The organism is Bradyrhizobium septentrionale, from assembly GCF_011516645.4.
GTDB classification, from domain to species: Bacteria; Pseudomonadota; Alphaproteobacteria; order Rhizobiales; family Xanthobacteraceae; genus Bradyrhizobium; species Bradyrhizobium septentrionale.
Genome location: NZ_CP088287.1, coordinates 93,887 through 118,516, shown reverse-complemented (window position 1 = coordinate 118,516; position 24,630 = coordinate 93,887). Strand labels below are relative to the sequence as shown.

General features: G+C 63.0%; 25 protein-coding genes and 3 pseudogenes. 10 read left to right on the top strand and 18 right to left on the bottom strand.

All coding sequences use genetic code 11. The annotated features are described in order from the left end of the window. Window positions 1–423: 423 nt before the first annotated feature. The 11 genes from trbI to traI are packed head-to-tail and all read right to left on the bottom strand — an operon-like array spanning window position 424 to window position 10,439. Window positions 424–1,719 (bottom strand): IncP-type conjugal transfer protein TrbI, encoded by a 1,296-nt coding sequence (gene trbI / locus HAP48_RS49775; RefSeq protein WP_166107234.1) that lies wholly within the window; start codon window positions 1,717–1,719, stop codon window positions 424–426. A gap of 13 nt (window positions 1,720–1,732) precedes the next feature. Continuing rightward, window positions 1,733–2,197 (bottom strand): conjugal transfer protein TrbH, encoded by a 465-nt coding sequence (gene trbH / locus HAP48_RS49770; RefSeq protein ID WP_166107236.1) that lies wholly within the window; start codon window positions 2,195–2,197, stop codon window positions 1,733–1,735. 4 nt (window positions 2,198–2,201) lie between these two features. Continuing rightward, window positions 2,202–3,026 (bottom strand): P-type conjugative transfer protein TrbG, encoded by an 825-nt coding sequence (trbG, locus tag HAP48_RS49765; RefSeq protein ID WP_166218046.1) that lies wholly within the window; start codon window positions 3,024–3,026, stop codon window positions 2,202–2,204. Window positions 3,027–3,043: 17 nt separating this feature from the next. After that, window positions 3,044–3,706, bottom strand: a complete 663-nt coding sequence (gene trbF, locus HAP48_RS49760; RefSeq protein ID WP_166107241.1) for a conjugal transfer protein TrbF — start codon at window positions 3,704–3,706, stop codon at window positions 3,044–3,046. A 15-nt stretch (window positions 3,707–3,721) separates the two neighbouring features. Further along, entirely contained in the window at window positions 3,722–4,909 is a 1,188-nt protein-coding gene (gene trbL, locus HAP48_RS49755; RefSeq protein ID WP_166218043.1) for a P-type conjugative transfer protein TrbL, read from the bottom strand. Further along, window positions 4,903–5,721, bottom strand: a complete 819-nt coding sequence (gene trbJ / locus HAP48_RS49750) for a P-type conjugative transfer protein TrbJ (RefSeq protein WP_166218040.1) — start codon at window positions 5,719–5,721, stop codon at window positions 4,903–4,905. The genes trbL and trbJ overlap by 7 nt, the downstream gene beginning before the upstream one ends. Continuing rightward, window positions 5,693–8,146: a conjugal transfer protein TrbE gene (locus tag HAP48_RS49745; RefSeq protein ID WP_176399287.1), complete on the bottom strand. Its 2,454-nt coding sequence runs from the start codon at window positions 8,144–8,146 to the stop codon at window positions 5,693–5,695. Before HAP48_RS49745 ends, trbJ begins: the two co-directional genes overlap by 29 nt. A gap of 9 nt (window positions 8,147–8,155) precedes the next feature. Further along, window positions 8,156–8,455, bottom strand: a complete 300-nt coding sequence (locus HAP48_RS49740; RefSeq protein WP_166218037.1) for a conjugal transfer protein TrbD — start codon at window positions 8,453–8,455, stop codon at window positions 8,156–8,158. Beyond that, window positions 8,448–8,837 (bottom strand): TrbC/VirB2 family protein, encoded by a 390-nt coding sequence (locus HAP48_RS49735; RefSeq protein ID WP_166218034.1) that lies wholly within the window; start codon window positions 8,835–8,837, stop codon window positions 8,448–8,450. Before HAP48_RS49735 ends, HAP48_RS49740 begins: the two co-directional genes overlap by 8 nt. Next, window positions 8,827–9,795: a P-type conjugative transfer ATPase TrbB gene (gene trbB / locus HAP48_RS49730; RefSeq protein ID WP_166218031.1), complete on the bottom strand. Its 969-nt coding sequence runs from the start codon at window positions 9,793–9,795 to the stop codon at window positions 8,827–8,829. The genes HAP48_RS49735 and trbB overlap by 11 nt, the downstream gene beginning before the upstream one ends. Continuing rightward, a complete protein-coding gene (gene traI / locus HAP48_RS49725; RefSeq protein ID WP_312022737.1) occupies window positions 9,792–10,439 on the bottom strand; it encodes an acyl-homoserine-lactone synthase in 648 nt (215 codons plus the stop codon). The genes trbB and traI overlap by 4 nt, the downstream gene beginning before the upstream one ends. A gap of 395 nt (window positions 10,440–10,834) precedes the next feature. Between traI and repA the strand changes: the two genes are divergently transcribed. The 3 genes from repA to repC all read left to right on the top strand — a co-directional run bounded on the left by repA (window position 10,835) and on the right by repC (window position 14,659). After that, window positions 10,835–12,061 (top strand): plasmid partitioning protein RepA, encoded by a 1,227-nt coding sequence (repA, locus tag HAP48_RS49720; RefSeq protein WP_166218028.1) that lies wholly within the window; start codon window positions 10,835–10,837, stop codon window positions 12,059–12,061. Then, window positions 12,058–13,077, top strand: a complete 1,020-nt coding sequence (gene repB, locus HAP48_RS49715; RefSeq protein WP_166218025.1) for a plasmid partitioning protein RepB — start codon at window positions 12,058–12,060, stop codon at window positions 13,075–13,077. Before repA ends, repB begins: the two co-directional genes overlap by 4 nt. Window positions 13,078–13,339: 262 nt before the next feature. Further along, on the top strand, window positions 13,340–14,659 hold the full coding sequence (repC, locus tag HAP48_RS49710; protein ID WP_166218020.1) for a plasmid replication protein RepC: 1,320 nt from the start codon (window positions 13,340–13,342) through the stop codon (window positions 14,657–14,659). Between the two features lie 33 nt (window positions 14,660–14,692). Here repC and HAP48_RS49705 read toward each other — a convergent pair whose 3' ends face one another. From HAP48_RS49705 to HAP48_RS49695, 3 genes are all read right to left on the bottom strand, one after another. Further along, window positions 14,693–15,124, bottom strand: a complete 432-nt coding sequence (locus HAP48_RS49705) for a type II toxin-antitoxin system VapC family toxin (RefSeq protein WP_166218016.1) — start codon at window positions 15,122–15,124, stop codon at window positions 14,693–14,695. Beyond that, window positions 15,124–15,369, bottom strand: a complete 246-nt coding sequence (locus HAP48_RS49700) for a type II toxin-antitoxin system VapB family antitoxin (RefSeq protein ID WP_166218013.1) — start codon at window positions 15,367–15,369, stop codon at window positions 15,124–15,126. The genes HAP48_RS49705 and HAP48_RS49700 overlap by 1 nt, the downstream gene beginning before the upstream one ends. Window positions 15,370–15,473: 104 nt before the next feature. After that, window positions 15,474–16,808 (bottom strand): IS1182 family transposase, encoded by a 1,335-nt coding sequence (locus HAP48_RS49695; RefSeq protein ID WP_166202952.1) that lies wholly within the window; start codon window positions 16,806–16,808, stop codon window positions 15,474–15,476. A 215-nt stretch (window positions 16,809–17,023) separates the two neighbouring features. Between HAP48_RS49695 and HAP48_RS49690 the strand changes: the two genes are divergently transcribed. From HAP48_RS49690 to HAP48_RS49680, 3 genes and pseudogenes are all read left to right on the top strand, one after another. Continuing rightward, complete coding sequence (locus tag HAP48_RS49690) at window positions 17,024–17,248, top strand: antitoxin MazE-like protein (protein ID WP_166218010.1); 225 nt, start codon at window positions 17,024–17,026, stop codon at window positions 17,246–17,248. Further along, complete coding sequence (locus HAP48_RS49685; protein ID WP_130230294.1) at window positions 17,245–17,571, top strand: type II toxin-antitoxin system PemK/MazF family toxin; 327 nt, start codon at window positions 17,245–17,247, stop codon at window positions 17,569–17,571. Before HAP48_RS49690 ends, HAP48_RS49685 begins: the two co-directional genes overlap by 4 nt. Window positions 17,572–17,729: 158 nt before the next feature. Further along, window positions 17,730–17,888: pseudogene (locus HAP48_RS49680) on the top strand (IS630 family transposase); the annotation flags it as partial. 16 nt (window positions 17,889–17,904) lie between these two features. Here HAP48_RS49680 and HAP48_RS49675 read toward each other — a convergent pair. Then, a pseudogene (locus tag HAP48_RS49675) lies at window positions 17,905–19,034 on the bottom strand (tyrosine-type recombinase/integrase). Window positions 19,035–19,118: 84 nt separating this feature from the next. Between HAP48_RS49675 and HAP48_RS49670 the strand changes: the two are divergent. The 3 genes and pseudogenes from HAP48_RS49670 to HAP48_RS49660 all read left to right on the top strand — a co-directional run bounded on the left by HAP48_RS49670 (window position 19,119) and on the right by HAP48_RS49660 (window position 22,295). Next, window positions 19,119–20,105, top strand: coding sequence for a DUF1403 family protein (locus HAP48_RS49670; RefSeq protein ID WP_224497275.1), 987 nt, complete (start codon window positions 19,119–19,121; stop codon window positions 20,103–20,105). A gap of 1 nt (window position 20,106) precedes the next feature. Continuing rightward, entirely contained in the window at window positions 20,107–20,793 is a 687-nt protein-coding gene (gene scpB / locus HAP48_RS49665; RefSeq protein ID WP_166218298.1) for an SMC-Scp complex subunit ScpB, read from the top strand. A 231-nt stretch (window positions 20,794–21,024) separates the two neighbouring features. Beyond that, window positions 21,025–22,295, top strand: a pseudogene (locus tag HAP48_RS49660) (IS256 family transposase). A 342-nt stretch (window positions 22,296–22,637) separates the two neighbouring features. Here HAP48_RS49660 and HAP48_RS49655 read toward each other — a convergent pair. The 3 genes from HAP48_RS49655 to HAP48_RS49645 all read right to left on the bottom strand — a co-directional run bounded on the left by HAP48_RS49655 (window position 22,638) and on the right by HAP48_RS49645 (window position 24,213). Continuing rightward, a complete protein-coding gene (locus tag HAP48_RS49655) occupies window positions 22,638–22,991 on the bottom strand; it encodes a hypothetical protein (protein ID WP_166218295.1) in 354 nt (117 codons plus the stop codon). Between the two features lie 543 nt (window positions 22,992–23,534). Next, on the bottom strand, window positions 23,535–23,699 hold the full coding sequence (locus tag HAP48_RS49650; RefSeq protein ID WP_166218292.1) for a hypothetical protein: 165 nt from the start codon (window positions 23,697–23,699) through the stop codon (window positions 23,535–23,537). A 187-nt stretch (window positions 23,700–23,886) separates the two neighbouring features. After that, complete coding sequence (locus HAP48_RS49645) at window positions 23,887–24,213, bottom strand: hypothetical protein (RefSeq protein WP_166218007.1); 327 nt, start codon at window positions 24,211–24,213, stop codon at window positions 23,887–23,889. A gap of 199 nt (window positions 24,214–24,412) precedes the next feature. On the opposite strand from HAP48_RS49645, the gene HAP48_RS49640 reads away from it, so the two are divergent. Beyond that, window positions 24,413–24,577: a hypothetical protein gene (locus HAP48_RS49640; RefSeq protein ID WP_166218004.1), complete on the top strand. Its 165-nt coding sequence runs from the start codon at window positions 24,413–24,415 to the stop codon at window positions 24,575–24,577. Window positions 24,578–24,630: the final 53 nt, after the last annotated feature.

The following is a 24,630-nucleotide window of genomic DNA, read 5'->3' as shown; positions in this document are numbered from 1 at the left end:
ACCCGGCTCGATTCGGCGCAGGACGCAGTGATGGTGAGATTGATGTCTGGTGGTGGTGCCGACTGTGAACGGTAAAAGCTGGCGATCTTCCACGCCACACAACGATTTTCGCTGCGCCGCTTCTTGTGCACATTGTCGCGAGGGTTCAACGTGAAGCGCTACGCGGTTCGGTTCACCGCGAGATCCTCATGACACATCGTGGACAGATAGATTAAGTTGACTCGCCAACTCGGCGAAGCTCCTGTTTTCGTGGTTATGACGTTGGTGCATAGGTGTCGTTCCACTCTCCTCGCGTCTCATGCAGTTTGACGTAGCTTGTTATTTATAATTGGCGCAACAAATGCGAAAATTTAGAGGCCGGATTGCAGAAACTGGTGGATCGAGCATCGCGATCGATGGCGGCTTCAGTCGCATTGCGTGTGATCAGCCCCGATAAGCGCCCGGGAACACGATGTCCTGATCGACAAGGACGTTGAACTGATAACCGGGGCGAATCTCCAGCGTCGGCTGCACGTCGAGGTTCTTGTTGATGGTGCGCTCGGCGACGCGGCCGAAGGTTTCCGCAAAATTCCGCCTTGCGGCGTCCGACGCGGTCTGCTGCGTCGCGAGCGTCGAGCTTTGCGGGGCCGCCATATCCATGCCCGTGCCGATGATCGCGAGCAGGATCGCGGAGCCGAAGGTCTTGAAGTAGTGGTTGTCGACCTGGTCGGTGAAGCCGCCATAGCCTTCCGCGTCCGTTCCGGCCATGCCGCCGATCTGGAGCGTCGAACCGTTCGGGAAGATGATGTCGGTCCAGATGACGAGGACGCGGCTCTGGCCGAAGGAGATCTTGCTGTCGTAGCGGCCCATCAGTTTCGTGCCTTGCGGGATGAGCAGGCGGTAGCCAGTGGCGCTGTCGAAGACGTTCTGGCTGACCTGAGCGGTGATGCGGCCCGGCAGATCGGAATTGATGCCGGTGATCAGCGTCGCCGGGATGACGGAGCCGCGCTTCAGCTCATAGTAGGAGCGCGGGGGAACGACCTGGTTCGGCAGATAGCCGAGCTTGGCGAGGTCGGAGTTGAAAAAAGTCTCCTTCTTCGCTTGCCCGTTGGGATCGAGGTTCTGGCCGTTGAGCCCGGTCAGAAGCGCCAGGCTGTAGAGGTCGGTCGGCGAGGATGAGGCCGGTGTCATCGCACCCGGTTTCGCCGGCGACGTGGCCGCCGACGCAGCCTTAATCTTCTGCGTGTCGATGGCGAGCGGCGAATCCAGCGCGATGTTGCTCGCCTGCAGACGCGCCATTCTCTGGCGCTGCCGCTCCCGGAGGAGCTGTTCCTGTCCTTCGCGGGCCAGACGCGCCCGCCAGGCTTCTTCGGATTCGAGTGCGCCGCCCCTCGGCTCGGCGACGGCAGGCTGTTGCGGGACGAAGGGATTTTGCGGGGCAGGTTTCGGCTCGGGCGTCGGCGCCGCGGGCGGAGGCTGTTGGCCGTCGCCGATGAGGCCGTCGGCAACGCCGCGCTTCATCTGATCGGCGAAGGTCGTGGCGGGCGCGCCGCCGATCGAACCCGTGTCGGACGTTGAGCGGAATACAAGTCCCCGCGAGGTCAGTCCGTAGAAGATCACCGCGAGGAACACGATGCCGAGCACGGCCGCGGCGATGATCGGCAGGCGGTTGAGACGGCGAATGTCCTTCGGCGCGCCCGTCCCGCCGGAGCCGCCGCCGAGCTGCAGAGATTGGGTCATGCCTCCCCTCCCCTCAGCTGCGCTTCATCACCGAGACCGGGCTTGCCGGCAGCGCGCTGGTCGCGGTCGTGGAATAGACGCGACCGATCTCGATCGATCCGGTCGAGAGGCGGGCGAGCATCTGTCCGTCCATGGAGGCGAGCACATAGGCGAGCCGGATGGCTTTAGGATCCTTGGTGTCCTGATCGGTCGTGACCGCGTAACCCCAGCCCCGCAGCGAAGTCTCAAGGGCCGAACCGAAGGCGGAGCCGTCGGGCTTTAGGACAATCGTCGCCTTTCCCTGGCCGATTTGTTCGGCAAGGCGTGGAACGAGATCACCGGCGACGGCCGAAGCAGCGGGGGCCAAGAGTTCGGCTGGGGCGGTGCTGGCAACGAGTCCGCCGGTTCCGAAAGTCGCGCATCCGGAAAGAAGGGCGGCCGTGAGGAAGAAGGCGGCCGCGCGTGCCGGGCGAAAGGTGGAGAAGAAAGGGCGGATCATGCCGTCACCCTCGCCTCTGGATCGTGATTTTTTCCTGGCTCCAGCCGACGCCGGAGACAAGGATGGCCCTGTCGACCGCATAGTCGACGATCATCATGTTGCTCTTCATCCGATAATTGACGATGCGGTTCTGCCCGCCCGAGACTACGAACAGGACCGGCGCGTCGCGCGAGGCGACCGACTCCGGGAACTGGATGTACGTCTTGGTGCCGTCGCTATAGACTTGAGTCGGCCGCCAGCCCGCGCTGCCCGAGACCGAATAGCTGAAGTTCAATTGCTCTGCCGGCACGCCGGCGCCGCCCGTCTCGATCCGGGCGTTCACATCCGCCAGGCGCGAGGACACGTCCTCGGGATAGTCGAAGCCGACCCGCGCCATGTACTGCGTGGCGTGGGACTTGAGCTGGATGTGATAGGTCCGTCGCGACGTCGTCACCACCATGGAGGTGACGAGGCCTGGCTCGGTCGGCTTGACGATGAGGTGGATCGCCTGGCCGCCCGTCGCGCCGGAGGTCGCGGGCTCGACCTTCCAGCGCACGGTGTCGCCGACGAGCACGTCGCGCACGACCTCCCCGCCCTCCAGCTCGAGGTCGCAGACCTGCAGCGGTGAGCAGACAACAGATGGCTGCACTTCGCCAAAGAGGAAGATCACCTTGCCATCGGCGCCGCGCGTCACGAGCCCGGTTCGGCCGCGCCATTGGCCGGAGATATCCATCCCCTTCGCTTCCTTCCGGTTGAGGCTCTGGGCATCGGCGCTGTGGAGGCCGGTGATGGAAACGAGGGCGGTCGCGATCAGAAGGGCCGCCCGGAATGTTGGTCTTGTTGCAGTCATAGGTAAGGGCGCGCCTTTCAGATCTGAGCGGTCCAGTCAAAATCCTTGAGGTAGAGACCGATCGGGTTGAGCCGGATCACCGCCTCATCCTGCGGCGGGATCAGCACGACGCTGGCCACGCCCCGGAAGCGCCGGGTCGCCACTTCCTTGCCCTTGCGGTCGCGCTCATACTCGGTCCAGTCGATCTGGAAGGACTGCGGCGACAGTGGCACGACATTGTTGACCTCGATCGCGACCGTCGCGGTCTTGGCCTTGTCGAAGGGAGAGCTCGAGCGGAACCAGGCGTTGACCTTTTCGGTCGCGGGGTCCGTCGTGCGCAGCATGGCGTAGACGCGGTCGATATATTGCTTCTGCACCACCGTGTCCGGCGTCACCGATCGGAAGTTGGTGATGAAGCCGGCGAGCGTGGCGCGCACCACGCGCGGGTCGGCGTATTCGATCTGGGCCGGAAAGCCCGCACTTACGGACGAACCGAGCTTGTCGACCTCGACGATGTAGGGAACGAGCTTGACCTTCGTGCTCTGGTAGAGCGCATAGGCCGTACTCATGAGCGCGAGGCCGAGGCTCGCGATGCCGACAATGCGCCAGGCGCTGGCGGCCTTCACATAGGAGCCGTAGCGCTCGGTCCATTCCTGCCGTGCGGCGATATAGGGATTTTCGGGACTGTTGGGGGAGGCCAAAACGCGTTTCTTCCGTCATTTCTCGTGTTTTTGGGGCGGAGGGGGCGGCGATCCGCCGCCGCTCTTCTCAAGCTTGGCGTTGGCGAGCCCGAGCAGAGATCCGGCATAGGCGCCGGGCGCACCGATCGCCTTGTCGTGGGCGGCCGAGGCGAGCGCGCCTCCGGCCGAGGCCGCGCCACGCAGCCCGGCAAGGGCGGCGCCGCCGACCGATGAGCCGCTCGCGCGCGCCGCCGAGAAGGCCGCTGCGCCGGCGTTGGCCCCGCCCATCGCGAGGGCAGCGCCTCCGGCCGCGAAACTCGCAGCCTGCGCGCCGTGCCGGATCACTTCCATGCCGCTGCTGACCGAGGCGCCTTGAACCACGCCCTGGACGATGGACGGCACGTACATCGCGAGGATGAAGACGACGACCGCGATGCCGGCGATGGCGAGCGCGGTCTGGTACTGGTCGCCGACCGACGTATCCTGGGCGAGGCCGATCAGTACGTCGGAACCGATCTTGGCGATCATGACGAGCGACATGAGCTTCATGCCGACCGAGAAGGCGTAGACGAGGTAGCGGATCGCAAAGTCCTTGGTGAAGGACGATCCGCCGAGGCCGAGCATGATCATGCCGGCGAGAAGGCCGACATACATCTCGACGAGCACGGCAAGGAAGATCGCCGCGACGAGCGAAAAGGCGATGACGCTGACGATCATGGCGAGCGAGGCCGAGAGCGCCAGTGCGTTGTCCTGAAACACGCCGAAGGAAATCTTCTGCGACATGGCGGAGGCGACCGTCAGGCCGGCATTGAAGACGTTCGCCGGTGAAGCCGAGCCGCTGCCGCCGCCGATCTGGAACAGGCTGTCGACCACGGCTTTGGCGAAACTCGGCCCCTCCGCCAGGACGAAGGCGAAGAAGCCGATGAACATGATCCGGCGCACGAGCTCGGCGAACCAGGCTTCGATCGTCGCGGCCTGGATGGCGAGCCAGACCGCGGCGATGCCGACCTCGATGCCGGCGAGGATCCAGAACAGCGATTTTGCGGCGTTTGTGACGGTCGATTCCCACCCCTTCGCGGCCGTGACCACCTGGTTCTCGACCGTCGTCAGCACGCCCCCATCCGCGGCGGCGATTGCCGGACCGACGGTGTGAAGAAAGACGGCCGCTGTGACAACAATGGCAAGCACCGTCGAAGGACGGGTGAGAAAGGAGGCCGTCACCATCTCGGACGCATCTCCTGCCCGCCCGACATCGACGGCGCCGTCGATTTGAAGAACTCCTGCCGGCGCGCCTGGGAGAGATCCTTCTCGGCCTGCTCCGACTGATACCAGGTCGCCATCATCGTCATCTGTTGCGAGACTAGCCCGCGCAGCTTCTGCATCTGGGCGACCTGCTGTGTCGCGATCTGGTGGCCGACCTGCAGCGCCTTCATCTGACCGTCGGCGCCTTCCGACATCGTGCGGAGCTGCGACATGGTCGCCTCCTCGCTCGAGAATTGATCGGCGGTGAGGCTGGCGGCGCGCAGCGTGCCGCCGATCGTGTCGCGGTTGGTCGAGGACCAGTTCTGATAGGTCTGCGAGAAGCTGGCGTTGTTCGGCAGACTGGTCTTGAAGTCGGCGTAGCTCTGGAAGCGTTGCTTCAACACATCGTCGATATTGCCCATCGAGAAGGCGATGCCCTGCCCCTGGCTGACGACGTTCCTGAGCTGGTTAAGATCGTTCTGGACCTGTCCCCAGACGTGGTTCGGCAACTGCGCGGTGTTCTGCAGCATGTTGCTATAGATCTTCAACTGGTTCTGAATCTGCTCGGCGAGCTGCGTGATCTGCCTGATCTGATTGTTCACCTGCTCGGCCGATTTGCCGACCAGCGAGACGAGTTCGCTGTTGTTGAGCATCTGCGTCCACTCGGTCGCGCCGCCACTGAGGGCGCCGCCGCCGGCGACGGCGGATCTCGCCATGAACGGCAGCGCCATGGCCGCGACCGCCGCGCCGCGCAAAAATTCCAATCTAGTCATGGGCGAGTAGCGTATCGGCATGAGCGATCCCCCTGGTCTGGAGCCAGTTTGCCGGCCAGGTGCGGCCGTGCGCTGTCTTGAGTTCCGTGATGCGTTTGAGATCGTCCCGTCCGGACGCGCCGACGAAGGCGAGCGCGACCGGACCCAGCGCCATCTCGAACAGACGCCGGCCGGCGGGAGAGGTGACGTAATATTCGCGCTTCGGGATCGCGTTCGAGACGATCTCGACCTGGCGCTCGTTGAAGCCGAGGCGTTCATAGAACTCGCGCGTTCCTGGTTCGCGCGCCGCTCCGTTCGGCAGGCAGATCTTCGTCGGGCAGGATTCCTTCAGCACGTCGATAATGCCGGAACGCTCGGCGTCCGAGATCGACTGGGTGGCGAGCACGACGGCGCAATTGGCCTTGCGCAGCACCTTCAGCCATTCGCGGATCTTGTCGCGGAAGACGGGATGACCCAGCATCAGCCAGGCCTCGTCGAGCAGAATAAGGCTGGGTGCGCCGATCAGGCGCTTCTCGATCCTCCGGAACAGATAGGTGAGCACGGGCACGAGGCTGCGCTCGCCCATGTTCATCAGCTCCTCGATCTCGAAAGTCTGGAAGCCGCCGAGGGTCAGCCCATCGCGCTCGGCGTCGAGCAGGTGCCCCATCGGGCCGTCGACCGTGTAGTGGTGCAACGCGTCCTTGATCTCGCGCATCTGCACGCCCGACACGAAATCGGCGAGCGACCGTCCCGGTGCCGCCGCCATGAGGGCGACCTGGCGCGAGATGGCATTGCGATGATCCGGCGTGACGCTGACGCCCTGCAGCACCACGAGTGTCTCGATCCATTCCGACGCCCAGGCGCGGTCGGCGTCGGTCGCAAGTTCGGCGAGCGGGCAGAAGGCGAACTGTATCCCCTCCCCGGCCCCGCCGCCGATCTCATAGTGATCGCCGCCGGCCGCGAGCGTCAGCGGCATCAACGACCGGCCCTTGTCGAAGGCGAAGATCTGCGCGTCCCTGTAGCGGCGGAATTGCGCGGCGATCAGCGCCAGCAGGGTCGATTTGCCCGAGCCGGTCGGACCGAAGATCAGGCTGTGACCGACGTCGTCGGTGTGAAGGTTCAGCCGGAACGGCGTCGAGCCGGATGCGACCTGCATCAGCGGCGGTGAACTTTCCGGATAGAACGGGCATGGCGCGACCGGGCTTCCCGACCAGACAGAATTGAGCGGCAGGAGGTCGGCGAGGTTGCGGGTGTGGATCAGTGGCTCGCGGACGTTCGCATACCAGTTGCCGGGCAACGAGCCGAGAAAGGCCTCCGTGGCGTTCAGCGTCTCGATGCGGGCGCCAAAACCCTCGGCCTGGACGACCCGGCGAATGCCCTCGCACTTCTCGCGTAGCCGTTCGGCATCGTGATCCTGCAGCACGATGACGGGCGTGTAGTAGCCGTAAGCGACGAGCTGCGAGGCGGCTTCCGCGATTGCGTCCTGCGTCTCGGCGACCATGGCCATGGCGTCCTGGTCGACCGAACGCGACTGGGTCTGGAACAGCTGGTCGAAGAAGGGCCGGACCTTCTGCTGCCATTTCTTCCGGGTGCGCTCGAGCCGTTCGCGCGCTTCGATCTCGTCGAGGAACATGAAGCGCGATGACCAGCGGTAGGTCAGCGGCATCAGGTCGAGGATGTTCAGGATGCCGGGCCAGCTCTCGGCCGGCAGGCCGTCGATCGCCACCACGCCGACATAGCGGCCGTCGACCGTCGGCGTCAGCCCGTGCTGATATTCGGCGGTGACGAGCCAGTCGAGGTACATCGGGACCTCGGGCAGCCGAACCGGATGGTTTTCGCCGGTGATGCAGAAGCGCACGAACTGAAAGAGTTCGTCATAGCGTGCGCTGCGGGACCCACCGCGCTCCTCGACTGTGCGGGTCCGCATGCGCTGGATCGAGAGCAGGTTCGACAGATATTGCTCGATCTCGCGGACCGAGGCCCTGAAATTGCCGAGCGCCGTGTCGGCAAAACTCGCCGAGCGGCTGTCCTTGTCGGAATAGACGTATTTGGCGAGCCCCGACTTACGCCGCTCCGGCGGCCGCCAGCTCAGGATCAGGGCGTGGCGGCTTTCGTAATGTCCGCTCTCCCGTTCGAAATGCGCGCGCCGCTCCTCGTCGATCTCGCGCGTGACCGCGTCGGGAAAATGGCCGTCCTTGCGGGCGGGATAGTCCGTGGTCGGAATGCGCAGCGCCTCGACCTGGATCATCCAGCCCGAGCCGAGGCGGGCCAGGATGGCGTTGATCTGGCGGGAGACGTCGTTGCGCTCGGCGTCGGTCGAGCTCTCCGAGTCCGGCCCGGCGAAATACCAGCCGGCCATCAACGATCCGTCCTTAAGCAGGACGATGCCGTCGTCGACCAGTCCCGCGTAAGGCACGAGATCGGCGAAGGACGGACCGGAATGGCGGAAGGAATGCAGCGCAACCATGCTCGATCCTCAGAAGCGCCGCCAGGGCGATGAGGTCGGGCGATAGAGCTGGCGGTAGCCGACATGACGCATGTAGACGCGCCGCATCGCCGGATCGGCCTTCGCCATCATCCGCAGCAGACCGACGGTGAAGGTCCAGATCGCGATGCCGAACAGCGCCGCGTACCAGGTGAGCACCACGAAAATCAGGATGACGGCCGCAAACCCCGTCAGCAGCACGAGTTCGCGGTCGGCGCCCATCAGCAGGTTGGGGCGCGAAAGGGCGCGGTGAATGCGCGAGCGGGCGAGAGCGGAGCCGGCTTCAGCCATGTGCCGCCTCCCCTGCCCGGCTGCCGGGCGAGACGGGGGCGGCCGTTGTGGCGGTCGCAACCGTGCCGATCGAGGCGCCGGTCGAGCCGAACAGGGCGACGATCTGCGTAGCACCGAGCAGGATGCCGGCGACAAGCACAATGTAAATCAGCCGCCGCGCGAAATCGTTGAGCTCGCCGCCGAAGATCAGCATGCCGCCGGCGACCGCCACGGCCGCGAGCGCGATGAAGCCGGCGACCGGGCCGGTGATGGATTTCTGGATCTGCTCGAGCGGACTTTCCCACGGCAGGCTGCCGCCCGAGGAGGCAAGCGCCGGATGAGCGATCAGGAGGCCGAGCGCGAGCCCCAATAGGATGTGGGCGGCAAGGCGTTCAGACGACATCGGCTTGCGCCTTTGGGACATAGGATTCGGTCTGGTAGCGGTCGTTGACGAAGCCCTCGACGTGGAGGATGTCGCGCAGGACGCGGCCGCTCGTGGTCCGCTCGATCGAGACGATGAGGTCGACAGCTTCGCCGATCACTTCACGCATCGGCTGCTGGCTCGCTTCGGCAGTGAGCTGCTCGAGTCGGCGCAGGGCCGACTCGGCGGTGTTGGCGTGGACCGTGGCGACGCCACCGGGATGCCCCGTGTTCCAGGCCTTCAACAGAGTAAGCGCGGCGCCGTCGCGAACCTCGCCGACGATGATGCGGTCGGGCCGGAGCCGCATGGTGCTCTTGAGGAGCCGGGCCATGTCGACGGTGTCGCTGGTGTGCAGCGCGACGATGTTGTCGGCCGGACACTGGATCTCGGCGGTGTCCTCCAGGATCAGGATGCGATCCTCCGGTGCGGTTTTGGCGATCTCCGCGATGACGGCGTTCGCCAGCGTCGTCTTGCCGGAGCCGGTGCCGCCAGAAATGACGATGTTGAGGCGCGAGGCGACGGCGTTACGAATGATGTCGGCCTGGCGCTCCGTCATCACCCGGCTCTTCACATAGTCGTCGAGCGGTATCAGCCGCGAGGCGCGCCGGCGGATCGTGAAGGTCGGCGCCTTGACGATCGGGGGCAGCAACCCCTCGAACCTGTGGCCGCCAATCGGCAATTCGCCGGAGATGATCGGCTGCTCGTCGTCGGCTTCGGAATTGAGCGCATGCGCCACGCTGCCGATGACGATCTCCGCGGCGGCCGCGGTCATCTCCCCGGCGGCAGCCATGCCGTGGCCGAGCCGTTCGATGAACAGTCGGCCGTCCGGGTTGAGCATGATCTCCACCACCGAAGCATCATCGAGGGCGACGCAGAGCTGGTCGCCGAGGGCTTCCTGCAGCTTGCGGATCAGGCGCGGATGGGAACGCAGTTGCGTCATCGCGACGGACTCCCCTCAAGCCGCATGCCGGAGCGGGTAGATCGAAAAGGCGTAACCTTCCGGCCGCACACGTTCGAAGCTCGCCTGGCCGGTGGGCAGCGGGCCGCCGTCGCCGCCGTATTGCCGATCGGCTTGGGTTCTCCGATCCGCGCCATGGGCCATCCCGCGCGGCGCAGGATCTGTTCGATGCGGACATCGGTCACGGTGACGAGCTCGGAATAGCCGTTCGCCATCGACCATTCGATGATCGCGGCGAACATCGTCCAGGTGGCGTCATGGAGCGCCTGCCCTGCCCTGCCCCTCCCCGCCTCGATCGACGTATCGACGCAGAAGCGCGAGCTCTCGATCATAGCGGCGTGGGGCTTGAACAGTCCCGACGCTATGAGTTCAGGAAGGGGCACCGACAGCACGTTCGGTCCGGTCGCCGGCAGCAATCGGGCGCAGCCCGTGACCTCGCTCCGATCGGATAAAGTCAGGATGTAGGTCGGCCGGCAATTGTCGAACTGGTCGGCTTCTCGGCCGTCCCGAACCTCGACCTCCCAGTTCATACGCTCGCGGAAGGCGCGGGCGCGAAATCTATGCATCGAATCGAGCAGGACGGCCGAGTTACTGTATGTTTTGGGTGGGACGGCGATTGCCCGCATGCGTATTGCTCCGAATCTCTCGAGTTCGGAGGCCTAAAGGCCATCATCGTCAGGGCGGCGCGACTAATAAAATTATGAGTGCGATTCGCGCCTGCGGGGGTGAGTCGGGGCAAAATGGCCCCGAAAACGGTCTCGCAACGCGGAAATTTGGGCTTTGAACCCTAATAAAAGTATGAGTGTCTCGGCTGGAGTTTATAAACGGCCGCGCGCCGGCATGGCATTGAATTCGTTTGATGATTCAGGAGACTAGCCCAGCTGAGAGGCGCAACTCTGGCACGAGGGTTAACGCCTCGTTAACTTTAATTGGCTGGACGGAATCGCAAAATCATGTCCATCCTCAAATCGGGTTGATGGCGATTTGCGGGCTATAACCCGAAAAGAGGGTTCAAGTTCGAATGCGAAGGCAAAGTGCGATTGCTGCGAGTCCTGAAGCACCCGAAGACAAGATCATACGGCACGCCGCGTTGCTGTCGGGTCAGCTTCAGTCGATTCGCGAGAAAATGTACCCGCCCGAGGCGCAAAAGACCCTCCGGCGGTTCATGACGCATGAAGTCTCGAAGCTGATCTCGCTCTCCGAAGCGACGCTGCGTGCGTTGCTACGCACCCTGTCGTCGGAGGGCAAGGGGCCGCTGCCCACACGCCTCGACAACAATTATCGCGTTTACACGCTCGACCAGGTCAACGAACTCAGGCGTCTGCTTGCGGAGCAGAGACCGTTAGAAGCGCTCCGCTTTCTCCCCCATCGGCGTGATGGCGACCACCTGCAGATTATCGGCGTCGTCAACTTCAAAGGCGGCAGTGCGAAGACGACGACGGCTGCGCACCTCGCCCACTACCTAGCGCTGAATGGCTACCGCGTTCTGGCGATTGATCTCGATCCGCAAGCTTCGCTTTCGGCAATGTTCGGTGCGCAGCCGGAGGTTGACGTCGGCGAGAATGAGACGATTTACGCTACGCTACGCTATGGGCCGGAGCGCCGGCCGATGGCCGATATCGTGCGCAAGACCTACTTCCCCGGCATTGATCTTGTTCCGGGCAATATCGAAGTCATGGAATACGAGCACGAAACACCGCGTGTGCTCGCAACGAGGTCAGCACCAAAGGATGAAATCTTCTTCGAGCGGCTGCGTCTGGCGATCGCGGAGGTGGAAGACGCCTACGACGTCGTCGTGCTTGATACGCCGCCATCCCTAGGCTTCCTCACACTCGGCGCCATCTACGCCTCGACTGGCATGATCGTTACCGTTCATCCAGCCATGCTCGACGTCATGTCGATGAGCCAGTTCCTGTTGATGATGGAAGGCCTCATCGGGACTATTCGCGACGCCGGCGGACGGCTTCAGCAGGACTTTCTGCACTACCTCATCACCCGCCACGATCCGAACGACCAGGCGCAGGCGCAGGTCGTCTCATTGTTGCGGCATCTGTTTGCCGATGATGTCCTAGCGCCAACCGCGGTTGAAAGCACTGCAGTTGAGAGCGCAGGGCTCGCCAAGCGAACGCTGTACGAACTCGAGTCTGGCAATATCGGGCGCGATACGTTCCGGCGCGCCAAAGATTCCATGGACGCTGTGAACGATAGGATTCTCGATCTGATCAAGCAAAGTTGGGGACGGTCATGACTAAGAAGCCGGGAGGCAAGTCGATCATCGCTAGCTTCGGCGCGTTGTCCGCGAACGCGGCCGAAGAACGAGATTCGCCGCCCGCATCCGGACATGGCGAGCCACCACGTCCGCTCGGCAGGGTTGGTGCGGGTATCATCGGCGCGACCCAGCGCACGCTCCAGGAGATGCGCGAGGAGCGCGATCGCCTACAGGCGCTTGTTGCGAAGGGCGGCGACCAAAAGCTGGCGCCGGACACAATTGACCCCTCCCCGTTTATCGACCGTTTGCCCGACGACGGCGAGGCGGATTTCAGAGCTTTCAAGACGTCCTTTAGCGAGCAAGGACAGAAAGTTCCAATCCTTGTCCGTAATCATCCGTCGAATCCCGGTCGCTACCAGGTCGTTTACGGACGCCGGCGTCTGCGGGCGGCCCGCGAGCTTGGGATGCCGATCCGCGCACTGGTGGCCGACCTGAGTGATCACGAATTGGCATTGGTCCAGGGCATTGAGAATTCGGAGCGCCAAGACCTCAGCTGGATTGAGCGCGCGTTATTTGCCGCTCAGATGGATGCGCAAGGGCTCAGGCCGCGGGACATCAAGGCTGCGGTCAAAGCTGATGATGCGGAAATGACGAAGTTTCGAACGGTCGTTCAGGTCGTTCCGGACGACGTGATCCGGTCGATCGGCCGGGCTCCGAAGACGGGTCGACCGCGATGGACCTTGCTGGCGTCGTTGGTCAAGAGCGATGCCGCAGCGGGGGATCGGATAAGAGAAACCTTGGCAACTGCCAAGGTTTCGTCGTCCGACGAACGCTTTCAGAGCGCTCTCGCCGCGGCTTCAAGCAAGGTGGATGATGGGAAGGCAACCGACGAGATCTCACTCCAAGCGACGAACGGTCCGGTGATTGGCAAGGCCACTTTCGGGCGCTCCGGCGTGAGGATTCAGGTGCAAAATGAGCAAGGAGCGGCGTTTGCGACCTTTCTTCGTCAGGAGTTGCCAGAGCTCGTCGAACGGTTCATCGGGCAAGCCCGGTGAATGAGGCCGGGGCCAAAACCTTGGCAGCTGCCAAGGTTTTGGCCTTGCAGGCGACAAGAAAGTCGCCCTGCCACTGTGTGCAACGAAGGAAAGGACGTAACCGCAAAAGAAAAAGGCCCCCGAAACGAATTCCGGAAGCCCTTCTCGTCTACCTAGCAGTGTTGAGAATCGCACTTCCCCGAATCGCAGTCAAGAGTCCCGCGAGGGAATAAGCGCTGTTTCGGCGAGCAGATTTCTTTTGCCTAGCGATAGGTGAAGAAAAATGGAGACGCACATTACAACGACGCCCTTCGGGCGGCGGCCGATGACGCTCGGCCAAATCTCAAATCAGATGGCTGCACGGACTGCGAAGCCCGAAGCGATCGTGCACAAGTGGCAGGTCTTCCAGAACATCCGGGAGGCGAGGGAACTTCTAGGCGCGACGGATCGATCGCTCACGATTCTCAACGCGCTCCTGACCTTTCATCCGGAGACGGCGCTCACGGGGGATGCCGAGATCGTGGTTTGGCCCTCAAACGTGCAGCTCATGGCGCGGGCCAACGGCATGCCGGCGACGACGCTGCGGCGTCACATCGCTGTGCTGGTCGACTGCGGTTTAGTCGTCCGGCGCGACAGCCCGAACGGCAAGCGCTTCGCCCGGAAGGGCCGGAGCGGGGAGATCGAGCAGGCCTATGGCTTCGACCTCTCGCCGATCGTGGCTCGGGCTGAGGAGTTCAAGGACCTAGCGGAGGCTGTTGGGGCCGAGAAGAAGGCGTTCCGTGTTGCAAAGGAACGCCTCACGCTGCTGCGCCGGGACATCGTCAAGCTGATTGAGGCCGGCATTGAGGAGGGGGTGCCAGGCAACTGGGGCAGGGTTCAGCAAAACTACCAGACGATTATCGGTCGGCTACCACGATCGGCGCCCAGGCAGCTTCTAGATGACGTCTGCATGGATTTGCATGCGCTCTATGCGGACATACGCGCGGAGCTGGAAACATTCACGAAATCACAGAATCCGGACGCCAATGAGTCCCATTCTGGTCGTCACATACAGAATTCAAATCCAGATCCTAATTTTGAATCTGAATATAGCCTTCCAAAACAGGTTGAAGCGAGCTGCACCGTCGAGGAAACCGACAACGTTCGGAGCTTGCCGAAACGTGAGCTGCCCTTGGGAATCGTGCTCGATGCCTGTCCGAATCTGCTGGAATTGGTACGAGGCGGCGAAATCCGCCACTGGCGTGACTTCCTGGCGGCGGCGGAGATTGCTCGGCCGCTACTGGGGATCAGTCCCAGCGCCTGGCGCGAAGCACGTGAGGCCATGGGTGAACAGCATGCGGCGATCACGCTGGCCGCGATCTACCAGCGGGCGGATCAGATCAACAGCGCCGGAGGGTATCTCCGCAGCCTGACCGACAGGGCGAGGGACGGTAAATTCTCGACCTGGCCGACGGTCATGGCGCTGCTGCGGGCGAAACTCGATGCGCAGAGGACCGCGGGGAATGCCGGCGGACCTCGATCTGAACGTTCGGTTGGCACCGCGCCAAGCCTCCGCGTGTCGGAAGCGCTGCTGAAAAACCTGCAAAGGCCAAAATCGCGATGAGGGCCGAATTCATCTTCCACGGAAGCCGCGGCGCTACGCCAGATCCGTTTCGGCGAAATCATTGCCCTTGTAGAGCAGGGGCAGGTGATAGGCCTTGGCGCCGGCATAGGCGAAGCAGTCGCCGAAATTCAGGTCCGCCTTGTGGCCGACCACCTTCCCGTAGCATTTGGCGGCATCCACAGCCTTTTGGCCGATATCGGCTGAAACCATGATCTCCTTGATGCCGAAATCCTCCAAGAACTTTGCGACAGCCGACTGTGAGGTTTCGATGAAGTGCACAGGCACTGGCTTACCCTTCATGCCATTCTCGTCCGCCTTCTTCCGGGCGAGGCTGATCACCGCCTCATAGACGGTCGGCGGCGACACGAGTAACTGGGACGAGGAGCTATCAAGCCGCGCCAGCAGATCCCCGGCGTCATTTTCTTCTCCCAGGATGGCCACGATCGCGGAGGCATCGATATACATCAGATGTCGCCCCACATGTCGTCGGTGAAGGTTTTCATGTCGAAGGAGCCGCCACCCGGCCCCATTGTCCTGGATATGGCAATGCTCGCTGCCGCGCGCTCGCTTGCCGGCTGTTTCTCACGGACGCGCTGCAGCTCATGCTCGAGCGCGAGCCGCACAGCCTCGGTCTTGGTCCTAGACTTTGTGGCCACCTGCAGCTTCGCCGCAAGGGCGTCGACATCATCATCACGAATGAACAGAGGCATCAGATATCCCTTCCGAGATATCTGAATATCGCAAATTAAATATCTACGCTAGGAGCCCGTCCAGATATGTTTTCGTGACGGGCATTTGTTGTAGAGTAGCAGGCTCAGGCTGCGTTTGCGAGGTTGAACAGCTTGAGGAGGTTATGGACGGTGCAGATCATTGTCCACTCGGCGCGCACTTTCTCGATGCCCCGCAACAGGAACTGGCGGAAGCCTCTTGCCTGTTTGATCTGCCCGAACACCGGCTCCACCACTTGCTTTCGCAATCGGTAGGGTGTTTCGAAGCCGCCATCGTCGATCTTCTTTCGCATGGCCTGTGTCAGCGGGCCGCCGACTTTTCCGTTCGCTACTGTCGGGTGTTTGGCGCGTCCGGGCGCGACATAGCCATCGATGCTGCGTGTGTCGAGCGCTTCGAGATTGGCTTCGCTGCAGTAGCCGGAATCCGCTGAGGCCTGCCGCGGCTTGCGGCCAAGATTGCTCTCGATGGCCTCGATCAGGGGCACCAACTGGCCCTGATCGCTGCCGTGCTGGGTCAGTTCTTGCGCGACAATGATCTGGGCATGTGCATCGACGGCCGCCTGGGCATTATAGGCCTGAACGAAGCCATCCTTCGACTTCATGATGCGGCTTTCCGGATCGGTGAAGTTGCGTTGCGCCTTGGGATTGGGTTCCTCCGATGGCAGCGCCGCCGGTTTGCCCGGCTTCTTGCGGCCTTCGGCCTGGCGCTGCTGTTCCTTTTCGGCCTCGATGCGGCGCTCTTCCTCCGCCGCCAGTTTGGCGTCCGCTTCCAGCGCCGCCATCGCTTGCTGGATCTTCGCCAGCCGTTTCTGCTTGTCGACGGTCCAGTCCGGCAGTTCGTCGCTGTTGCCGAAAGTCTCATCCTCCGAGGCATCCGCCGCCTCGGCGGCCGCCAGCATGCGAGCGACCTCGGCCTTCAATTCCGCCTCGCGCTTCTTCATGCGCTCATAACTCATCGCCTTGTGTTTCGACGCGTTCGCCTTGATCTTCGTACCATCCAGCGCGACATGACCGAGCTTGACCAGCCCGGCCGTCTCGCACAACTTCAGAACCTGCACGAATAGCGCGCCGAGCGCCTTCAAATGTCGCTTGCGAAAGTCGCTGATCGTCCGAAAATCCGGCGCATCCAGCGCCACGATCATCACAAAATCGTTCCGCTCCCGGCAGGCCTTGGCAATCCGACGCGACGAATACAGCCCACTCGCATAGCTATGCAGCAGCAGCGCCACCATCATCCGCGGATCAAACGGCGGCTGCCCAAGCCCGCTCACATAGCTGCCCATGATCTCCCTGAGATCGAGGCTCTCCCGCACCAGATCAACCATAAACCGCGAGACATGGCCTTTCGGCACGAAGTCCTGCACATTCGGCGGCAGAAGCAGCGTCTGATCGATGTTCCAAGGCCGAAAATACTTGCTCATCGCCCAATGTTGAATCAGACCCGACCAGATTTGAACAGCGACTATCCAGACAAGCTCCTAGGAGATTGAGATATCTTGGCCTCAGTCGAGCCAGTTCTCAACGATCAGGCCGTCGACACGGCTGAACTCGTCGATATCGGCGGTCACCAGCGTCAAACGGTTTGGTCGCGCGCAACCTTTATAGTAAAGTAGCGCGCAACTGATGGAGATCTCATATGGCGCGGCCCAAGCATACCGATGACGGCCTGACCAAGTTTCAGCGCTACCGCCAACAGCAGCAGCATCGCGGCATGAAGCAGCTGCGCATCTGGGTGCCTGATCCCCACAAGCCGGAATTTGCCGCCGAAGCGAGGCGGCAGGGATTGCTGCTGCGCGGCCGGCCCGAGGAATCTGAGGCGCTGGATTTCATTGCCGCCGCGACTGAATGGCCTGAATCGTGAGGAGAGGGGATCTCGTCACGGTTTCGGCACAGGGCGACTACGGGAAGCCCCGTCCGGCGGTCGTCATCCAGTCCGATGTGCTCAATGCGGCGGACAGCGTGCTCGTGGTCTTGCTCACCGGCACGATCGCCGATGCCCCGCTATATCGTCTCACCATCGAGCCGACGGCCTCGAACGGTCTCAAACTCGTCTCACAGGTCATGGTCGACAAGGTTCTGGCCTATCCGCGGGCCAAATGCGGCCCGGTGATAGGCCATCTGTCAGGCGCCGATATGCTGGCGCTGAACAACATGCTGTCCGTGATGATCGGGCTCGCCGACTGATTGGACAGCAATAAAGAGGGGAAGGCCCGATGAAGATCATCTTCGACTGGAAGACACTGAGCCTTGGCAAGCCGCCAATCCACGCTCCAAAAGAATCGGCGACTAACCGTTCTCTCGAACTGTGTAGAGTCTGCACGTCGAGTTGATCCTGGCTTTTGAACGTCTGGCAGTTCCTTCGTGACAACTGGCTTTCGAACCGCGTGTTCAAATCCTACAACGACATCCTCGATCACTGTTGCTACGCGTGGAACAAACTTATCGACCAGCCGTGGCGCACCATGTTTATCGGAATGCGCGATTGGGCATATCGGTTCTAATCAGCGGAGAGCGGCCTCAGAGGCCTGCCGCCTTGGTCAGATTGACGCGGAACCGATCCCGGCGGCGCTGATAGCGCCGGGTCAGCTCGGCGGAGGCGTGGCCGAGCTGCTTCTGGACATAGCGCTCGTCGACCTCGGCCGAGGAGGCGAGGCCGGCGCGCAGCGAATGTCCAGCGAACTTCGTCTCTCGTTCGCCTTCGGGCAGGTCGGCGCGCACCCCGGCGGCGAGCGCCGCGCGTTTGACCAGTCGGGCGACCTGCTGGTCGGTCAGGCGATCGGGCCCGACGTCCTTGCCTTGCCCGCGCACCCGCCGAAACAGCGGGCCGTGGCCGATCCGGGCCAGTTTCAGCCAGATCTGTAGCGCGACGACCGGGCAGGTCGAGTCCGACGAGCCGCGGCCGATCTCGATCTCGCGCCAGCCGGTCTTGCCGCGCAGGGTGACAATCAGGCCTGGTCGAGGATTTCGACCCAGCCACGGCCGTCCTCGGTGTCGTCGCGGTGGAGGTCGAGGCCGACGATTTCCGAGCGCCGCAGGCCGCCGGCGAAGCCCAGCAGCAGCATGGCGCGGTCCCGCAGGCCGCGGAGCGTGCCCCGATTGAGCGTCTCCAGCATGGCGATGACGTCCTCCGGCAAAACGGCTTCCTTCTGTCGGGGCGGGGCGGCGTGGATGTTGCGAATGCCGGCCAGGACGGTGGCGATGTGACGGTCCTTGCGGTCGAGCGGCGTGCCGCGCTGCGCGTAGGTCCAGGTCAGGGCCGAGAGGCGGCGCTCGATCGTGGACACCGAATTCGGCTTGCGGTCGGCGGTCGCGGCGCCGGAGGCGCAGGCGGTGATGTAGAGCCCGACCGTCTGCGGGGCGGGCGGAAAGACCTCGAGGCCCTGGCGCCGGCACCAGCCGGAAAAGTGCGTCCAGTCGGCGGCATAAGCCGAGCTCGCCGCCTCGACATAGTCGCGGGCCCGGTCGGCGAGCCGTTCGAGATGCGCCGGCACGCCGGATTCCGCAGCCGGGAGCGGGGAGGGGAGGCCGCCGCGCGGCTCGGCCGACACCTCCGCGGTCGACAGATCGGCTTCCGCCCGCGGGCTCTCAGGCGGTGCGGCGCTCTGCGGAGCGCGATGTTCCGGGTTCTGGGCGCTGAAAACGGGCATGCCCTCTATAAAGAGCAAAACGATCGATAATGCAACATTATCGGTCGTTGTTATCCACTGACAGGCCCGGCGGTTTCATGTAAAATGGATAGCAAAAAGCGCCGCGCAGGCTTACCCTTTCGCATGCTCGCGCGTCGCCGAATCGTCCCCGACCCGCCGCCGACCTTCGCCCCCGCGCCGGCCTGGTTGCGTCGTCGCGCACCGCCCGACTTCGTCACGGAAGCGGTGTTTTATGCCGGCGCGGCGCTGGCGGCGCTGCATCCGATCGCCCGTGACGAGCACCCGCTCGGCAGTCTTTGGCGCCAACGTCTCGCGCTCACTTGCGCGGCCGCGCTCGCGCGTCAGGGCGGGCGGACGGAGGACGAGGCGGCGCTGCGCGACCACTGGTACTTGCGCCGCGACGCCGACGACCCCGGACCGGGCGGGCGTATTCTCGCCGCCTGGCGCAAGCTCGGCGAACGCGCCTCCTCCAGCGACGTGGAGGGATGGATCTTTGCCCTTGCGACCGCGCTCGGCCATCCGCTCGGCTCGCTGCCGAGCGAGATCGTCGAACTTGCAAGCCGGCACACGCAGCGGCAGCACGCCATGCCGGTGCTGGCCGCCGCGGAGATCATCGCCGCGAGTGGCCGCGTCCTGCCGAACGAAGAATTGGTGCCGCTGTGGCTGGCCGACGCCGTCCTCGCCCACCAGCTGCGCTGGCCGGCACCGGTGCCGCTGCTCGCGGTGCATCTATCGCGCGGTGCGCTGCGCAAGGCGCAGCAGCACCTCGAAGGGGAGACTGTCTTCATGAACGCACTCTGTGCGGCCTACGCGACGGCGGCCGTGGCAGCGATCGACCTCTACAGTGATCTCGCACGGCGGGCGACACGCCTGCTCGCGGTCGCGCCGAAGTTGCGTGGCAAGGATGCCGACATCATGGTCGGGATCCTGATGGTGGAAGACGCCCAGTCCGCCGGCCCCGGCAAGACGGCGAGCGACCGCAGCACACGGCGGCTGTTCGAGCGACTGGTCTCGCTCGGCGCGGTGCGCGAGCTCACCGGCCGGCCGACCTTCCGATTGTACGGGCTCTGACATGGGCCGGCGCGCGCGGCCAAAAGCGGATCTCGACACCGAGCTGGCCGACCTGCCGCCGGAGCTGCGCTGGCGCGAATGGATGGGCCGGGTCGAAGCGGTGATCTTCGCCTCGCCCGGACCGGTGACGCGCGAGACCCTCGCGCGCGTTGTCGGTCGCGACTGCAGCATCGACCTGCTGATCGATGACATTCGCGACGAATTGCGCGGCCGGCCTTACGAGCTCGTATCCGTCGCCGGCGGCTGGCAGCACCGGACCCGGAAAAACTTCGCCGAGGCGATCCGGGCTGCGATCGGCGCTGCCGGCGACCACAAGGCGTTGTCGCAGACCGAAGCACTGATCCTTGCCTGCATCGCCTATTACCAGCCGATCAATCGCAGCGAATTGTCATCCTTCTTCGGCAAAGAGGTCAGCCGCGATACCATCGCCCGTCTGCGCGGACTGGAGTTCGTCGCAGCCGGGCCGCGCAGCCCGCAGCTCGGCGCACCCTACACCTACGTGACGACCAAGGCGTTCCTGTCGCACTTCAGCCTGGAGACGCTGCGCGATCTTCCGGACATGGAAATGCTCGAGGAGGCCGGCCTGCTCAGCAAGGACAAAATGCTGGCGGGGGAGTTTCCTGTGCTGGCGTCGGACGAGGCCGACCAACTCGAGGCGGACCGAGACGAAGACGACCATGTGACTTGAATTGCTGCCGAGGAGTCTCCGACAATGCACTGACCGACGAGCAGTCGCCTCGTTTTCTGTGATCTCCTTGCGCTTCATGCGCAGCAACTACGCGAGCCGGCGCTCCTTACATGCCTTGACGAGATATTTCCCGGGAGCTATGCGGGAAAGTGGGTGATGACGGAATGAGATAGGCGGCGTATCGAGGCGGGTGTCGAGCCTGCCAGAACCTCTCAAGGAGAGCGATACGCCATGAACGAGACTAGCAATATTGTTGCCCTTCGTCAGCCCGACGATATCGACGATCCACTGACCAATATTCTGCGAGCTGGTGCTCGGGAGCTTCTGGCGCAGGCCGTGGAGATCGAAGTCGAGACGTTTCTTGCCACGGTGAAGGATTTGAAGCTGGCCGACGGGCGCGCCCGTGTCGTGCGACATGGTTACGGCCCGGCGCGAACGATTGCGACCGGCATCGGACCGGTCGAGGTCGCGCGGGCAAAGATTCGGGACCGCGGGGCGGCCGGCGATAGCGAGCGGATCCGGTTCAGCTCGGCGATCCTGCCGCTGTGGGCGCGGCGCACCCGGAGCCTGGATGCGCTGTTGCCGGTGCTGTATCTGCGCGGCATCTCGACCGGCGATTTCCAGGAGGCGTTGACGGCCCTGCTGGGCAAGGACGCGCCGAACTTGTCGCCGGCGGTCATCTCCCGGCTGACGGCCGAGTGACAGGGCGAGTACGAGCGTTGGCAGAAGCGCGATCTGTCGGCGCGACGCTACGTGTATGTGTGGGCCGATGGCGTCTTCCTGCAGGCGCGCATGGAAGACCACGGCGAATGCATGCTGGTGCTGATCGGCGCGACGCCGGAAGGGAAGAAGGAACTGATTGGCTTTCAGGTCGGCGTCCGGGAGAGCGCGCAGAGCTGGCGTGAACTCTTGATCGACGTGAAGCAGCGCGGGTTGCAAATCGCCCCGGAAATTGCCGTTGGTGACGGCGCGCTCGGCTTCTGGAAGGCTCTTGACGAGGTCTTTCCCGGCACGCGGCACCAGCGCTGCTGGGTGCACAAGACCGTCAACGTCCTGGACAAGGTCCCGCTCTCGGTCCAGGCCAACATGAAGAAGGACCTGCGCGAGGTCTATTGGGCGCCGAACCGGGTGCGGCCGCCGAAGCGGCGATCGACGTCTTCGCCGAGAAATACCGCGCCAAGTACGGCCGGGCGGTCGAATGCCTCGCCAAGGACCGCGACGCGCTGCTGGCCTTCTACGACTTCCCTGCCGAGCATTGGGATCACTTGCGCACGACCACCCCCATCGAAAGCGTGTTCGCGACCGTGCGGCACAGAACCGTGCGCACGAAAGGATCGCTGTCGTCAACGACCGCCAGGCTAATGGTGTTCAAGCTGGTCATCGCCGCATCAAAAACCTGGCGGCGGCTCAAAGGCACAAATCAGTTGCCCAAGGTGATTGCAGGTGTCAGATTCAACGACGGCATCGAGGTCATCCGCATGCCGGCAAACCACGCCGCCTGATCGCCTCGTCACCCAAAATCCCGCATAGCTCATTTCCCGGTGGGTTTGCCCTTGGGGCCGCGCTCGGGGGGCGCCTGACTGGCTCACTCGCTTTCTCGTCAGCAGCGAAAGAGGCGGGTCCTTGAGCAGCTAAAGCGGCCGTAAGCAGTCGTAGCAGCGCCGGTCAGCGCATCGCGCTACTGGCCGGACTCTGCCCGTCGGAGGGGGCGTTGTCGTAATTGATCCTCACTGCAACAGCTTATTGTTCGGGCAAGCTTTCGGAAAGCTGACGAAACCCACGGGAGTTCGGTTATACGCAGGGCGTCGTCTGACGCCCCGCGCCTTAGTCGCCCAAAGCAGAACTCAGCGCTCAAAAAGATTGCAGTTGGCGTTGCCGACGATCACTGTCCGCTCGATTTGCTCCGGACAATCCTGCAACCACGCAAAGACATCTTCGAGCCTATAAGGCGTTACGACTTCACGAGCACTCGGCTTGATGTCTGGACCTTCTATCAAATAGAAGCGTCCTTCAGCCGTCCTGACCATGCGGTCCCGTATTTCACCCTCGCCCCCCGTGGTCGGGTCGAAATCTGAAAATACGCGCGTTGCAAAGTTGAACGCTCCGTCCAGTTGACGACGCGCTGTCCGCTTCGGCTTCGCTCGACGTCGCTTGGTTGCGCACTTAAGCTTGCGGCCCGACACCTGTCTCTTGAACATCTGCACTCTTCCTTTGCGATGCGCCGCCGCGGATTCGGCGAGCGCGCTCTTCGCTAGCCGCCATCGCAATATGGCCAATTGAAAGAGCCCGTGCTAATCAGTAGATACGTTTCTAGCCAGCGGCTGTGACATTTGTAAGATCACAAACGCTCGCGAGTTTAGCGCGGCCGTTGGAATGATGCTTCAGCTAGCCTGCACACTCCGAACGCCACCACTTCGCACCCATTGACCGAATGCGCGCGTGAGAGCCTTGGCGACGACGTTGCCGGACGACACCGCCAAGGCTCAACCACACAACGGATAGCCCCTTAGATGGCTCGTACCAGCATGGGGGCCATTTCGGCCAAACTTGGGCAGGGTAGCCCCCGTCAGCCGCGCGTACCCATCCTTGGCGGCTCATCGACCGAACGAATGATTGAGCTGCGCGCTTGCCTCAGACTGTGCAAGTGAACCGCGGCTGGAGATCGGATAGCTGCATCTCGTCCGGCCATCTCGCCGCGTCCATCTGGACGTTGTGCGAGCACCAGTCCTTGCAAACGTCGGTCAAGCCGTCTCCAGCCGCTGCTTAATCTGCTCAGCTTGTTCCTTCGTCAGCTTCTCAGCCAAGCTGTAATCCTTCAGTTGGGCCGCCCCCTTGCGATCCCGATCATAAACCATCCAGTCGACGCTACCTCTTCGTACGAGGAACCTAGCCTGTATCGGTGCCATGTAATTCTCCGTAAACTCCGTCACCCACTATGAACGACCGCAATAATATTCGCGAAGAATATGTAGCACCCGGTCTGCGATGCTTCTGTGAACTTACGCACACACACCCACCGGAGCCCAGATATAGATACTTCGACCAACGCCAATCAGCCGAAAGCCCCTCGAAGATCCCGCCTGAGGTCGTGACTCACTCTAACTCAAATCTTGGCCGCAACTCACTGCAAATACGTTCGAGCCGAGAATGTAACTCATAGAGATCCGCCGGCGCCGCTACCACAGTTGTGCGGAACCCGAGCTGCCTGTCCTCGCTGACCTGAAAGAAGTTGATCAGTCCAAACCGTTCTAGGATCAATTCATGAAGCTGGTCTTTGGTGATCTTTTGCTTTTGTAACGCCATTGAAAAAGCCGATGCTAAGATTGCCCTCCTTTTGCGTCTTCCGCAGCGCAACTGCAAGGCGCGCGTTGCGGCACCCGTAATTGCCCGGGGGGGCGATTGTGAATCGACGCTGAACATTGACCCCGCACGCGCGAAGTCAGTCAAGCACTTGCGACGCCGATCGGCGTCCGGAGCCCACGCGGATTCACACTGGTGGCGCTATGGGAGGCCTCGGATCGGATCTGCGGCAAGCGGCTCAGGGTAATGATTCCGACGTTGCTGCCTTCGCTGGAGCGGCATGGCCGGCTCAAGCTCGGACCAGGCCGATTGAGCACTGGTGCTCGGCGTCAGCGCAGCCAAGATTGATCGGCTGCTGGTCGAGACCAAGATTGCCGCGGCCGGCGGTAACCGCAAAGCGAAATCACGACTGGCTGGTCTCCTTTACAGTTCGATTCTTACACCGCACGGCGGCTACCGACACATATCGCCGGACGCCCATTGATCGGCCATGCAGTCGCGCTATGCATGCCAACTCGGTGGGCTCCGAAGGGGGTT